At 72.9% G+C, this 13,877-nt stretch carries 9 protein-coding genes; 6 read left to right on the top strand and 3 right to left on the bottom strand.

The genetic code is table 11. The annotated features are described in order from the left end of the window. Positions 1–2 precede the first annotated feature (2 nt). From WMF20_RS46645 to WMF20_RS46635, 3 genes are read left to right on the top strand one after another with little or no spacing between them, the layout of a single operon-like run. Positions 3–3,968: a non-ribosomal peptide synthetase gene (locus WMF20_RS46645; protein ID WP_437617240.1), complete on the top strand. Its 3,966-nt coding sequence runs from the start codon at positions 3–5 to the stop codon at positions 3,966–3,968. Positions 3,969–3,978: 10 nt separating this feature from the next. Then, positions 3,979–5,433, top strand: a complete 1,455-nt coding sequence (locus WMF20_RS46640; RefSeq protein ID WP_437608184.1) for a diaminobutyrate--2-oxoglutarate transaminase — start codon at positions 3,979–3,981, stop codon at positions 5,431–5,433. A gap of 46 nt (positions 5,434–5,479) precedes the next feature. Continuing rightward, on the top strand, positions 5,480–6,391 hold the full coding sequence (locus WMF20_RS46635; protein ID WP_437608183.1) for a cupin-like domain-containing protein: 912 nt from the start codon (positions 5,480–5,482) through the stop codon (positions 6,389–6,391). A 136-nt stretch (positions 6,392–6,527) separates the two neighbouring features. Here the strand turns inward: WMF20_RS46635 and WMF20_RS46630 are convergent, their stop codons facing one another. Next, positions 6,528–7,424, bottom strand: coding sequence for a hypothetical protein (locus WMF20_RS46630; RefSeq protein ID WP_437608182.1), 897 nt, complete (start codon positions 7,422–7,424; stop codon positions 6,528–6,530). A gap of 262 nt (positions 7,425–7,686) precedes the next feature. Here WMF20_RS46630 and WMF20_RS46625 point away from each other — a divergent pair, with 262 nt between their 5' ends. Next, on the top strand, positions 7,687–7,989 hold the full coding sequence (locus tag WMF20_RS46625) for an HNH endonuclease (RefSeq protein WP_437608181.1): 303 nt from the start codon (positions 7,687–7,689) through the stop codon (positions 7,987–7,989). A 108-nt stretch (positions 7,990–8,097) separates the two neighbouring features. On the opposite strand, the gene WMF20_RS46620 is transcribed toward WMF20_RS46625, so the two are convergent. After that, positions 8,098–8,799: an RNA polymerase sigma factor gene (locus WMF20_RS46620; protein ID WP_437608180.1), complete on the bottom strand. Its 702-nt coding sequence runs from the start codon at positions 8,797–8,799 to the stop codon at positions 8,098–8,100. A gap of 240 nt (positions 8,800–9,039) precedes the next feature. Here WMF20_RS46620 and WMF20_RS46615 point away from each other — a divergent pair, with 240 nt between their 5' ends. Both WMF20_RS46615 and WMF20_RS46610 read left to right on the top strand, forming a co-directional pair. Next, the gene (locus tag WMF20_RS46615) at positions 9,040–10,206 is read left to right on the top strand and encodes a hypothetical protein (RefSeq protein ID WP_437608179.1); all 1,167 of its coding nucleotides are present in this window, start codon (positions 9,040–9,042) and stop codon (positions 10,204–10,206) included. Positions 10,207–10,356: 150 nt separating this feature from the next. Continuing rightward, on the top strand, positions 10,357–10,575 hold the full coding sequence (locus WMF20_RS46610; protein WP_437608178.1) for a heavy-metal-associated domain-containing protein: 219 nt from the start codon (positions 10,357–10,359) through the stop codon (positions 10,573–10,575). Between the two features lie 127 nt (positions 10,576–10,702). Here the strand turns inward: WMF20_RS46610 and WMF20_RS46605 are convergent, their stop codons facing one another. Further along, positions 10,703–13,870, bottom strand: a complete 3,168-nt coding sequence (locus WMF20_RS46605; protein WP_437608177.1) for an efflux RND transporter permease subunit — start codon at positions 13,868–13,870, stop codon at positions 10,703–10,705. Positions 13,871–13,877 lie beyond the last annotated feature (7 nt).

Here is a 13,877-nt window from a genome sequence, read left to right as displayed (position 1 = left end):
CGATGAAGGTCGCGGAGTCGACGCCGAGCGTCCAGGGCGTGCGCCTGTCGCCGCAGCAGCGGCACCTGTGGGCGCTCCATCAGCGCGGGGCCGCGGCGTGCGCGCGCGGGCTCCTCCGGCTGGAGGGAGATCTCGATCCCGCGCGGCTCTCGGGCGCCCTCGCCCGCGTCGTGGCGCGCCACGAGATCCTGAGGACGACGTTCCGCCGGGACGCGCGCCTCAGGTTTCCGCTGCAAGCCGTCGGCGAGGCGGCGCCCGCGTGGCGCCGCGTGGATCTGACCGGCCGCGCGGCCGGCGAGCAGGAGGCGCACGCCGAGGCGCTCTGGCGCGACGCCGCGCGGCTCGGGTTCGACCTCGAGCGCGGGCCGCTCCTCCACGTGTGGCTGGTGCGCCGCGCCGCGCGGCGGCACGATCTGCTCGTCGCCGCGCCCGCGCTGTGCGCCGACGCGTGGACGCTGCGCCTCCTGTTCGGCGAGCTGGCCGAGGCCTACGCCGCCGACGATCGAGGGGCGCTCGGGGCGGAGCCGGTGCAGTATGCCCAGTTCGCCGAGTGGCAGAACGATCTCGTCGGCGCGGCGCAGGGCGCCCGGGGTCCGGCGGCGGCGCCCCTCGTCCTCCCGTTCGAGGGCGCCGCCGAGGAGGGCGGCGCCTCCGAGGAGTCCGTCGCGATCGAGGTCGACGCGGCGCTGCTCGACCGGCTGAGCGCGCTGGCCCGCGGCGAGGGGACCCGGCTCTCCTCGGTCCTGCTCGCGGCCTGGCAGGTCCACCTCGCGCGCCTCGGCGGGTCGCGGGAGCTCGTCGTCGCCGTGGCCTCGGACGGGCGGAGGATGGAGGACGTCCAGGAGGTCATGGGCCCGGTGGCCAAGTGGCTCCCGGTGCCGTGCCGCGTGGACGACGCGCTCGGGTTCGCCGAGCTCTCGCGCCGGGCGCAGGCCGGCGTCGAGGAGGCGGCGGAGGAGCAGGAGTCCTTCGATCCCGGCTCGCCGGCCGACGGCGGATGGCACGCCAGCGCCGTCGGCTTCGAGCTCCTGTCGCTCCCGGAGCCCCGGGCCGCGGGGGGCCTCTCGTGGCGGCTCGAGCGAACGTGCACGGGCGCTGACGGGCTCAAGCTCGCGCTCTCGGCCCAGGAAGGGCAGGGCCGCGTGCGGCTCTCGCTCTGGTACGACGCGCGCCGGTGCGGGGCGGAGGGCGCCCTGGCGATGGCGGAGCAGTACCGGGCGCTGCTCGGGAGCGTGGCCGAGGCCTGGTCGGCGCCGGCCTCGAGCCTCGGCCTGCTCGGCCCGGCGGAGCGGGCGCGGCGGCTCGCGACGGGCCGGGGCGCGGCGCACGACGCGGCGCCGCCGCGGTGCCTGCACGCCGCGTTCGAGGAGCACGCCGCGCGGCAGCCCGACGCGCTGGCCGTGGTCGGGGGCGAGCGGCGGCTGACGTACGGCGCGCTGAACCGGCAGGCCAACCGGCTCGCGCACCACCTCCGCCGGCGGGGGGTCGGCGGCGGCAGCCCGGTCGGCCTCTGCTGCGAGCGCTCCGCGGACATGATCGCGGGCCTCCTCGGCATCCTCAAGGCCGGCGGGGCCTACGTGCCGCTCGACCCGCACGCGCCCGCGCAGCGGCTCGGCCAGCAGATCCGCCGCGCGGGCCTCTCGGTCCTCGTCACGAACGCGGCGGCCCGCGCCCGGCTGCCGGCCGCGGACTGCGCCGTGCTCTGCGTGGACGACGCGGCGCTGCTCGACGCCGAGCCCGCCGGCGACCCGGGCGTGCCGGTGCTGCTCGACGATCTCGCGTCCGTCGTCTTCACGTCGGGGTCCACGGGTGAGCCCAAGGGCGTCGCCGTCACGCACCGCGGCGTCGCCAGCTACACCCGGTCGGTGTGCGAGGCGCTCGGGATCGAGGCCGGGCTGCACTTCGCGACCGTCTCGACGCTGACCGCCGATCTCGGCAACACGAGCATCTTCGGCGCCCTCGCCACGGGCGGGTGCCTGCACGTGATCGGCTACGAGACGGCCACCGACGGGCGGCTCTTCTCGGAGTACACCCGGCGCTGGCCGATCGACGTGCTGAAGATCGTGCCGTCCCACCTGAGCGCGCTGCTCGACGCGGGCGCCGGGGTGGCGGTGCTGCCGCGACGGCTCCTCGTGCTGGGCGGCGAGGCGCTGCCGCTCGCGCTCGTCGACCGGATCGCGGCGCTCTCGAGCGGCTGCGCGGTGGTCAACCACTACGGGCCGACCGAGACGACGGTGGGCGCGCTGGTGCTGCCGCTCTGCGATCTGCGCGATCGGCGCGGGTGCGCCTCGGTGCCGATCGGCCGCCCGCTGGCCAACGCGGAGGCGTACGTCCTCGACGAGCGCCTGGAGCCAGCGGCGGCGGGCACGGTGGGCGAGCTGTACCTCGGCGGGGCCGGGCTTGCGCGCGGGTACCTCGGCCAGCCCGATCTGACCGCGGAACGGTTCGTGCCGCACCCCTTCGGCGCGGGCGCGCGCCTCTACCGGACGGGCGATCGGGCGCGCTACCGGCCCGACGGCGCCATCGAGTTCATGGGCCGGCGCGATCACCAGCTGAAGATCCGCGGTCATCGGGTCGAGCTCGGGGAGATCGAGGCGCGCGTCCGGGAGCATCCGGCGGTCGGGCAGGCGGTCGTCATCGCCGCGCGCCAGGACGGCGCGGTCGGGTCGACCATCGTCGCGTACGTCGTCCCCCGGGACGGCGCGATCGACGAGGCTGCGCTGCGCGGGTTTCTGAGGGAGCGGCTCCCCGAGCACATGCACCCGAGCGACGTCGTGCAGCTGCGCGCGCTCCCGCTGACCGCGAACGGAAAGGTGGATCGGCGCGCGCTGCCCAGCCCTGCGGCGCGGCGGCGGCGCGCGTACGTCGCGCCGCGGACGCCGGTCGAGGAGGCGCTCGCGAAGATCTGGGCCGACGTCCTCGGGCGCCCGCAGGTGGGCGTCGAGGACGACTTCTTCGACCTCGGCGGGCACTCGCTGCTGGCGATCCCGCTGATGCACCGGATCCAGCAGGCGCTCGGCGGCTCGCTGTCGCTGATGGCGATCTTCGAGGCGCCGACCGTGGCGGGCCTCGCGCGGCTGCTCGACGGCGAGCGTCCGGCGTCGAGCGTCGTGGCGCTCCGCGCGGCCGGGTCGCGCCCGCCGCTCTTCTGCGTGGATCCCACGGGCCGGCATGTCACGGCGTACGAGGGCCTCGCCGGCGCCCTCGGCGACGACCAGCCCGTGCTCGGGCTCGAGCTGGGCCCGGCGCTCGCGCGCGAGGCCGAGGCGGCGTCGATCCGGCGGATCGCCGAGCGGCTGTCGCGCGAGATCCGGGAGCGGCAGGCCCGCGGCCCCTATCTCCTGCTGGGGTGGTCGCTGGGCGGCGTGCTGGCGCTCGCCGTCGCTCGGGCGCTGGAGGAGCAGCGCGAGACGGTCGCCTTCGTCGGCCTCCTGGACACGCAGCCGCGCACGCGCGTCTACGCGTCGGGCGAGCCGGACGCCGTGGAGGAGCTCGCCGCGTACGTCGCGCTGGACCGCGGGGCGGCGTTGCTCGCGCTCCCGCCGGCGGAGCTCGACGCCTTGCGCGCGCGGCTCTCGGGGCTGGGCGAGGTCGACCGCGTGAACGAGGCCGTACGGTGGGCCCAGGCGCGCGGCTTCGTGCCGGGCGACGTGCCGGCCGCCGCCTTCCACCCCCGGTACGCGCTGCTCCGGGACGCGGCCGTGTACTTGAACGAGCTGCCGCCGCGCAGCCTCCGGGCGCCCATCCACGTGTGGTGGAGCGCCCAGACGATCGAGCGCCGCGGCGGCCCGCCCGTGGACTGGCAGCAGTACACGGCCGGCGCGGTGCGCGCGGAGATCGTGTCCGGCGATCACGTCGCCGCCGTGCAGGGGGCCCACGTGCATGCGCGCGTACGCGCGGCCCTGGAGACCTTGGACCTGGGGGAGCGCGCCCCGGAACGCCCGGAATCGACCAACCCGTCTCGCTAGGGAGTACCCGATGAGCCTATCTGCAGCTTCGAACGTGCCCGCCCTGGACCAGGTCCCTGTGGCGCTGAAACCGACCCTCCACGCGGGCCTCGTCGCCGAGCTGGCCGAGCGCCACCGGCGGCGCGCGCCGTACGATCTCGGGGATCATCCGCTGCTCGAGCGGCAGCGGCAGCGGGAGTCGAGCGCCCGCACGTACCCGCGGCGCCTGCCGCTGGCGCTGGCCCGCGCGCAGGGCGTCTATGTGGAGGACGTCGAGGGGCGCGTGTTCATCGATTGCCTGGCCGGGGCCGGCACCCTCGCGCTCGGCCACAACCACCCTGCGGTGATCGAGGTCATGGAGCGCACCCTGCGCTCGGGGCTGCCGCTCCACGGGCTCGATTTCACGACGCCCGTGAAGGACCGCTTCATGCAGGACGTGCTCGGCGCGCTGCCGGCCGATTTCGCCCGCCACGCGCGCATCCAGTTCTGCGGCCCCACCGGGGCGGACGCCGTCGAGGCCGCGCTGAAGCTGGCCAAGATCGCCACCGGGCGCGGCACGGTGCTCGCGTTCCACGGCGCGTATCACGGCATGACGCAGGGCGCGCTCACCTTGATGGGCAATCTCGGCCCCAAGGTGGCGCTCGGCCACAGCCTGCACGGCGTCCAGTTCTTGCCGTATCCGTACGAGTACCGGTGCCCGTTCGGGCTCGGCGGCGACGCCGGTATCGCGGCCTCGCTCGCCTACATCGAGAACCTGCTGTCCGACCCGGAGAGCGGCGTGCCCAAGCCGGCTGCCATCATCATCGAGGCCGTGCAGGGCGAGGGGGGCGTCATCCCGGCGCCCGTGGCCTGGCTGAAGGGGCTGCGGGGGCTGGCGACGCGCTACGGTATCCCGCTGATCCTCGATGAGGTGCAGTCGGGCTTCGGGCGGACCGGGCGCATGTTCGCGTTCGAGCACGCCGGCATCGAGCCGGACGTCGTGGTCCTGTCGAAGGCGCTGGGCGGCGGGCTGCCGCTCTCGGTGGTGGTCTACCACGAGCGCCTCGACACCTGGCGGCCGGGCGCCCACGCGGGCACGTTCCGCGGCAACCAGCTCGCGATGGCGGCGGGGTCGGCCACGCTCGCGGTCCTGCGCGCCGAGCGCCTCGACGCCGCGGCCGCGGAGCTCGGCGCGCGGCTCATGCAGCAGCTCGCCGCGCTCGGCGAGCGGTTCGCGTGCATCGGCGACGTGCGCGGCCGCGGCCTGATGGTCGGCGTGGAGCTCGTGGACGCCGCGGCCGTGCCGAACGCGCTCGGGGCCCGCCCCGCCCACCCGGAGCTCGCCGCGCGCGTGCAGCACGAGTGCTTGCGGCGCGGGCTGATCGTGGAGCGCGGCGGGCGCCACGGCGGCGTGATGCGGTTCCTCCCGCCGCTCGTCATCACGGCCGCCCAGATCGACGAGGTGGCGAGGATCTTCGGTCAGGCGCTCGCCGCGGCCAGCGTGTAGCCGAGGGGCTCGCTCCGGAAGGCGCGCTTCAGAAGGAGAACTCGACATGCTCAATCTAACGGCCATGGGCCTCCAGGTCAGCGAGATCGAACGGGTGGGCTCGCTGTCGGTCGAGGCGTTTCGACGGACGTACTACAAGACCAAGACCCCGGTCGTCATCGAGGGCGGCGCGTCCTCGTGGACGCGCCGGTGGAGCTTCGACTGGCTCGACGAGACGTACGGCTCGCAGGAGATCGCGTTCAGCACCGATCCCGTGGGCGCGGAGAAGGTCGGCCGCATCCGGCTGAGAGACTATCTCCGCAGCCTCGACGCGACGGAGGCGTACGGAGATCAGCTCGAGGCGAGCGATTTCCGCGGGATCTCGGACTACTACGAGGTACCGCCGTACGTCCCGATGCCGCGCCAGCTCACGGTGGCCTTGTGGGTGGGGCCGTCAGGGACGATCGCGCACTTTCACAAGGATTACTATTATCAGATACCATTTCTCCGCAACGAGAACTGCTTCGTGCAGATCTGCGGGAAGAAGCAATTCGTGCTGGTGCCGCCGGCATATGACGACTGCATGTGCACCGCCAGCTCCGACAGCACGAACGTCAAGAGCGAGATTCTCCTCGACGCCTGGGATCGCGCCAAGCATCCCAGGCTCGCGGAGGCCAGGATGATGCAGACGGTCGTGGGGCCTGGCGACATCCTGTATTTACCGAGGGATCATTGGCATTACGTCACGTCGCTCGAGAAGAGCATCTCGCTGAGCTTCTGGTGGTATCCGGAGAACCTCGTCGACAAGCTCATGACCTACCGGGCGCAGCTCGAGGCAGGGCGGGATCCGGGCCTTCCCGAGATCACGGCCCAGGATGTCGAAGAGTTCGGCGGGATGGATCGGGTGATGCACGCGTGCTCCATGCTGCCGCCCGGTTTTCGGCAGGTGCTCACCGCCGCCGTCGGCAGGGCGCGGTAGACTTCGCTCCTCGGGCGAGCGAATCGCCGGCAGATGTCTCCTGCTCTGGCGCGGTGCCCCGCGGGGGCCAGGCCGGGTGTCTCAGCGTCGCTGGCGTGCGAGGGATTGGGGCTGTCGGCAGGGCGCGGTCGCGCGCTCAGGAGCCGTTCGTGGCGAGGAGCTCGCGGGCGTCGCTGACGACCGCAGCGCGGCGGACCCACCGGTCCAGCTCGGCGATGTCGGTGCTCGCGAGCACGCGCTCTTGGACGTCGGCGGGGACCTCCAGCCCGCGGGCCTCGAGGAAGGCGAGCACGTCGTGCGCCTTGGTCTTCAGGGTGCCCTCGCGCACCCCTTCCTCCCGGCCCTTGGCCACGTAGCTACGCGCGAACTCGCTCTGGTACTGGTATCCGCTCTTCATCATCGCCTCCAATGTCCGCCTCGCCGCTGCGTTCAGCGAGGATAGCACCACGTCCGCGTACAGGGCCCGGCGCTCCTGATCGAGCCCGGCTGCCGCCGCCAGGAACGCCACCCCGATCGCCTCCCCTGCCTCCCCCTCCCCGTGCGCCATCGCCGACAGCACCACCACCTCCGGCGCCGCCTTCGCCTGCTCGGCGTCCGTGACGACCGGGACGCCCTCGGGCCCGAGCACCAGCGGCGTCAGCGTCCAGCCAGGGTGGCCCGTGTCGATCGGCCGCGCGCTCCACCGCGCCATCGCCGCGTCGATCGTCGCCACCAGCAGCCGCGTCGGACAGCGGTGCCGCGCCCTCGTCTGGGTCACGTACACCGGCCAGACGTACGGCTTGTCCGGATCCACGCCGAGCTGGACCTCGACCACGATCGCCATCGCCGGCCGCTGCTGCTCGCTCACCAGCAGCACGACGATGACGTCCGCCCGCCGCTCCGAGGGCACGACCTCGGCCAGGTCGGAGGACTCGACGCGCGCCTCCGTGAAGGCGGGAACCGGCTGGCCGAGCGCGTCTTGCAACATCTCGGCGGCCAGCCTCGGGCGGTTCTTGAACAGCTCGACCAGGGCTTCATGCGTGACTGAGGGCATCGGGTCATCTCTCGGGTGGTTGCAGCCATGCTGGATTTCCGGGCGGCGTGCCCGGCTCCTGCGGCAGCTCCCGCAGGCGCCAGAGCAGCCGCCTTCCACCTCGTAAATTCCGGCCAGCGTCCCGGATTCGTCACGCGATCCGACCTACCCTGCTGGGCGCCCCCTGCCGGACGCACGTCGCCTCGACACGGGGCGGCGTCTCCGATCGCCTTACAGCGCAGAGGGCCGATCGCTCACCGGGAAAGCACAGGAGTCACGCGACATGTCACGACCCGAAGGCTCCTCCGAATCCACCAAGCAATCCGCCCTGTGCCGGCAATATTCCCGCTGCGGGAGCTGCGGCGAGCACATCGCCAGCATCGACAGCGCAGGAAATTCAGCGCATTTTTACGGCGAGGCGGCGCAGGCGCACCACATACGCCCCATCCGATTCGGCGGGACGAGCAGCCTGGACAACTGCGTCATCCTCTGTCAATCGTGCCATTACTCCGTGCACGAGGGTGGAAGGTACCGCGCTGGAACCGTCATCGGCGACACAGAGGATTATCCCTACTACAACGGATAGACATCCAGCCATCCGCCGCCGCCCCGCTGGAGGGCGCCGCGCACCTTCCGGGAACGACCGAACAGGCCGAGCGCCAGCGAGCTGATCGGCGCCTTCGAGCCCGCCGCCTCACCCGACCGGTCCGCGGTGCCCCGCCCCGTGCCCGCAGCCTCGCCGCGGCTCCGGCTCGTCCTTCGCCGCTCTTGGCGGCACCGGGTCGCACGAGCAGTCGACGCACCCGTGCTCGGCGCAGGTCCCGCACGACGCGGTCACCTGCTTGCGGAGCGCCTCGCGCGCGCGGAAGAGGCGCACCGCCGCGTTGTTCGCGGTGATCGACGCCTCCTCGGCGAACGCCTGGACCGAGAGCCCGTCGACCTCCACGCGCTGGAGCGCGGCGGCGTACTCGGGCTTCAGCGTGCCGGCCAGCGCCCGGACGCACTGGCAGACGGCGCGCTGCTCCACCTGCGGCTCGGCCACCTCGTCGAGCTCGGTGGCCAGCGCGGCCATTGCCCGCTCCGACGCCCCCTTGCGCCGGAAATGGTCCACCACGGCATTCCGGAGGGTCCGATAGAACCACGCCGTGGCGGACTCATCGTTGCGCAGGCTGTCGATCCGGCCGATGCCCCGCACGAACGCGTCCTGCAGGATGTCTTCGGCGATCGCCCGATTGCCGACCTTGCGCTCCAGGAATCGCAGGAACTCCCGGTGGCTCTCGACCAGCGTCGCGACCACATCGGCCGAGCTCCCAGGCGCGGCGCCGTCCGCGCTCGCAGGCTCGGCGTCCTCCCTCGCACGCTCGGCGCCTTCCGGGGCTCGCTCGGTCTCGCTCATGACGCATGAGGCTAACCTCGGGGCCCGCCTGCCGCCACCCCGCCCCCGCTTCCGCCGCCCGGCTCCCGCTTCCGCCACCCCGTCTGCCGCCGCCCCGACGCAAGGGCCCCGGGAGCCACGACACAAGGAGCCACGCCACAAGGAGCCACGCCACAAAGGGATGGCCAGCGTGAAAGGGATGGCCAGCGTGACCGGCCGGGTCACAATGTCCGCGTCACCGACAACTGGGAGGCAGACGCGATGCTTCAAAGGGTGCTCGTCCTGGCCAGCGTGGGACTCGTGTCGGCCTGCTCCGGGGCAGACCCGGACGCCGCGCCGGGGCCGCCGCTGCTCTGCAAGGCCTCGCCGGATTGCGCCCCCGCCCCCGAAACGCCCCTGTGCGATCAGGCGCGCGGCGAGTGCGTCGCGCTCCCGCCCGGATCCCCGATCGGCGTGAAGGATGGCAGTCCGTCGTCGGTCGCGCTCGTGCCCGTCCACGAGCAGGACAGGCAGCGTGAGCCGACCGATCTCGCCTTCAACCCCGAGCGGCCCGAGGAGCTCTGGGTCGTCAACCGCCTGGACGACAGCGTGATCATCATCACGCGGCCCGGCGCGCCGGACAGCGCCTCGATCCGCCTCCGCGACCCGGCCGCAGCGCACTTCATGAACCGGCCGCCGGCGATCGACTTCGGCGACGCAGGCACGTTCGGGGTCTGCGGCGACAACGACAACGGCGGCAATGATTTCATGGGTCCGACGCTCTTCTCGTCGGACCTCGCGATCTTCGCCAAATCGACGCCCGACGGCCTCGGGTCGCACCTCGACATGCTCCACTCCAGCCCCTTCTGCAAGGGCATCGCGCACGAGGCGGGCAACGTCTACTGGGTCTTCAACGGCCACGACCTCGCGCTCGACCGGTACGACTTCGCCCACGATCACGGCCCCGGGAACGACGACCACGCCGACGGCGCGATCCTCCGCTATGCCGCCGGCGAGGTGCTCGGCAGCGACGACGCGCCGAGCCACGTCTTCTATCGCGCCGAGGACCGCCATCTCTACGTCGCCGACACCGGTCACGGCCGGCTGCTCAAGCTGGATACCGCGAGCGGCGCGCCCGGCGCGGGCTTCGACGGGCAAGAGCCGGTCAGGGCACGCAAGCACGTCGACGGGGCCACGCTGACCGAGCTCGTCCCCCCGGGGACGCTCCAGGCGCCGAGCGGGATCGAGGTCCACGACGGCATCGTCTACGCCACCGATCACGCCACCAGCCGATTCTATGCCTTCGACCTGACAGGACGGCTGGTCCGCACGTTGGATACCGGCCTGCCGGCGGGCTCGCTCGCCGGATTCACCTTCGGGCCGGACGGCAAGCTCTACTTCGTCGACCTGCGATCGAGCCGCGTCTACCGCATCGATCCCATCCTGTAAGCGCCGGGCGGTCCGACCTCGGCCGGCCCGCGGCGTTGCCTGGCCGCGCAGGGGGCGCCCGGAGCGCAGCGGCGCGGGCGCGGTGTAATGAAGCCGGGCGGCTGCGTCTTCGGAGGTGAGCGGCCGCTGGGCCGCCGAAAGGAAGACACCATGAAAGAGACTACCCTCCAGGTCGGCGGGATGAGCTGCCCGTCCTGCATTCGCCACATCGACGGCGCGCTGCGCGGGCTCGACGGCGTCGCCAGGGTCGACGTGCGCCTGCGCGAGGGCACCGTCGTCGTGCAGCACGACCCGGCCCGCGCGCCCGTGGAAGCGCTGGTCGAGGCCGTGCGCGGGGCCGGCTACGACGTGCGCTCCCGCGCCGCCTGAGCGGCCGCCAGCGGCGCGCCCGCACCGGCCGGCGGCCTGAGGCGGCGCTGGCTCTCCGGCGGCGTTGGCTCTCCGGCGGCGCTGGCTCTCCGGCGGCGCTCGGCCGCCGGCGCCGCCGGCGCGCGCCTCACTCGCCGCCCGCCGCCGCGCTCGCTTCGGGCGCGGCGAGCAGCGCGTCGAGCTCGGCCTCGCCCCTGTCCTCCGCCCGCCTGCCCCGGCGGCGGCGGAGCCACTCGGCCGCGTCGTCGAAGAGCGAGTAGGCCACCGGCACCGCGAGCAGCGTGAGGACCAGGGAGAGCGACTGGCCGCCGAGCACGATGGCCCCGGTCGTCCGGTTCTGGCCCGAGCCGACGCCGTGCGACAGCACGAGCGGGATCATGCCGGCGACGAAGGCGATCGTCGTCATCAAGATCGGCCGGAGCCGGTCCTTGTTCGCCTGGAGGATCGCCTGGAGCCGCGGCATCCCCTCGGCCCGCAGGTGGTTCGTGTGGTCGATCTGGAGGATCGCGTTCTTCTTCACCACGCCGAAGAGGACGAGGAGGCCGAGCCCCGAGAAGAGGTTCAGCGACTGGCCGAAGAGCTTCAGCGACAGCAGCGCGAACGGGACCGTGAGCGGCAGCGAGAGCAGGATCGTGATCGGGTGGAGCCACGACTCGAACTGCGCCGCGAGGATCAGGTACATGAACACGAACGCGAGGCCGATGACCACGGCGAAGCTCGTCGCCGTGCTCGCCGTGTTCTTCGAGCTCCCCACCGCCTGCGTGGAGTAGCCCGCCGGCATCTTCTGCTCGGCGATGATCCGGTCGAGCGCCGCCTGCACCGCCGTGTCGCCGACGCCGGGCGCGGCGTTCGCGCTGATCGTGATCTGCCGGCGCCGGCCGAGGCGGCCGATCGACGAGGGCCCGCTGTCGGGCTCCAGCGCGACCACGCTGTCGAGCGGGACGGCGCCGTGCTTGGACGAGGGGACCGAGAGGAACGAGAGGCCCTGCGCGTCCGCCCGGTGCTTCGCGTCGGCGCGCATGCGGACGTCGTACTGCTCGCCGGCCTCCGAGTACGTCGAGACCTTGAGCCCGCCGACGAAGAGCTGGAGCGCGCCGGCCACGTCGGCCACCTGGACGCCGAGATCGGCGGCGCGATCGCGATCGATGATCGCGCGGAGCTCGGGCTTGCCCACGACGAGGCTGTTGTCGACGTCCACCGCGCCGGGGACCTTCCGCAGCTCCTCGGTGATGCGCGTCGCGTACTCGGCCAGCCGGTCGAGATCCGGCCCCTGGAGCGCCACCTGGATCCGCCCCGACGACTGGCCGCCGGACGAGATCGCCTGCACCTCGCCGGCCGTGACGCGCAGCTCGGGCGGCAGCTTCGCGAGGATCTCGCCGCGCGCCCTCTGCATGATCTCGAGCTGCCCGAGCGCGCGCTGCTCCGGATCGACGAGCATCACGTAGATCTTGGCGATGTTCGAGGCCTGCTGCTCCCCCTCGCCGACCGTCATGAGCGTGCTGACGACGCCCGGGAGCCGGCGCACGTCGTCGGCGATCCGCTCGGCGATGAGGCGGGTCGAGGTGAGGCTCGTCCCCTCCGGCGCGCGCAGGCTGATCTCGAACTGCGCCTGATCGTCCTCCGGGAGGAACCCGGCGGGCAGCGTCTTGGCGATGGGGCCGCACGAGCCGAGCGCGGCCACGGACGCGACGACGATCACCCAGCGGCGCTTCATCACCCACGCGAGCGCGGCCATGTAGGCGCGCTCGATCGGCCGGTAGAACACGTCGACGGCGCGCTCGAGGATCGAGGGCTTCGCGTGCGCGCCCTCTCGCCTGTGCCCCGAGAGCCACCGCGCGGCGAGCGAGGGCGTGAGCGAGAAGCTCACGATGAGCGAGACCCCGATGGCGAAGGCCATCGTGAGGCCGAAGCTCTTGAGGAAGCGCCCCACCATGCCGGGCATGAACGCGACCGGGATGAAGACCGCCATGAGCGAGAGCGTGGTCGCGAGCACCGCGAGGCCGATCTCCTTCGTCGCCAGGACGGCCGCCGGGAACGGCTTCATGCCCTTCTCATCGATGTAGCGGACGATGTTCTCGAGCACGACGATCGCGTCGTCGATCACGATGCCGACGGCGAGCGCGAGCGCGAGGAGCGTGAGGAAGTTGAGCGTGAAGCCGGCGATCCACATGACCGCGAACGTCCCGATGACCGAGATCGGGATGGCGAGCGCCGCGATCAGGGTGCTGCGGGCGTTGCCGAGGAACAGGAGCACCACCGCCGCGGCGAGGAGGGCGCCGAGCACGAGGTGCTCCTTCACGGCGGCGATGCCCGTGCGGATCACCCGCGAGCCGTCGCGCACGACCTCGATCTTCGTCCCCTCGGGCAGCGAGCGCTGCACCTCGGCGAGGCGCGCCCTCACGGCGTCGACGACGGCGACGGTGTTCTGGCCCGACTGCTTGACGATCGACAGGAGGACGGTGCGCCCCCGGTCGAGCTGGGCCCACGTCTTCTCCTCGGCGCGGCCGTCCTCGACGCGGGCGACGTCCGCGACGCGCACGGCGCGGCCGTCCCGCTGCCGGAGGACGATGCGGCCGAGCGCCTCGGGCGAGTCGACGCGCCCCATCACGCGGAGGGTGAGGTCCTCGGGCCCGGTCTCGACGCTGCCGCCGGGGGTCATCAGGTTCTGCGCCGCGATCGCGCGCTGCACCTCGGCCGCGGTGATCCCCTGGGCCCTGAGGGCGATCGGGTCGAGCCAGACGTTGATCTGCCGGCTCTGCGCGCCGATCACGTTGACCTGACCGACCCCGGAGATGCCCTCGATCTGCCGGCGCACCTGCTTGTCGGCGATCTCGCTGAGCTCGCGGATCGGCCGGTCCGACTCCACGGAGACGAGCAGCACCGGGGCCGCGCCGAGGTCGATCCTGCTCACGATCGGCGGATCGATGCCCTTGGGCAGGCTGGGTAGGACGGCGCTGATCTTGTCGCGCACCTCCTGGGCGGCGACGTCGGCGTCCTTCTCCAGCACGAAGCCGACGACCACCTGGCTCACGCCCTGGGTCGACGTCGACCGGAGGTCCTCGATGCCGCTGATGGTGTTCACCGCGCCCTCGATCCGGTCGGAGATCTCGGTCTCGACCTCCTCGGGCGCCGCGCCGTCGAGGCGCGTCGTGACGACGACGTACGGGACGTCGATGTCGGGGAACTGGTCGAGGCCGAGCCGGGTGTAGCCGGCGGCGCCGAGGACCACGATGACCAGCATGAGGACCGACGCGAAGACGGGCCTCTTGACGCAGACACGGGCGAGCCACTGCATGACGACC

Source organism: Sorangium sp. So ce834, from assembly GCF_051521425.1.
Taxonomy (GTDB): domain Bacteria; phylum Myxococcota_A; class Polyangia; order Polyangiales; family Polyangiaceae; genus Sorangium; species Sorangium cellulosum_D.
This window is presented reverse-complemented; position numbering and strand designations above follow the sequence as displayed.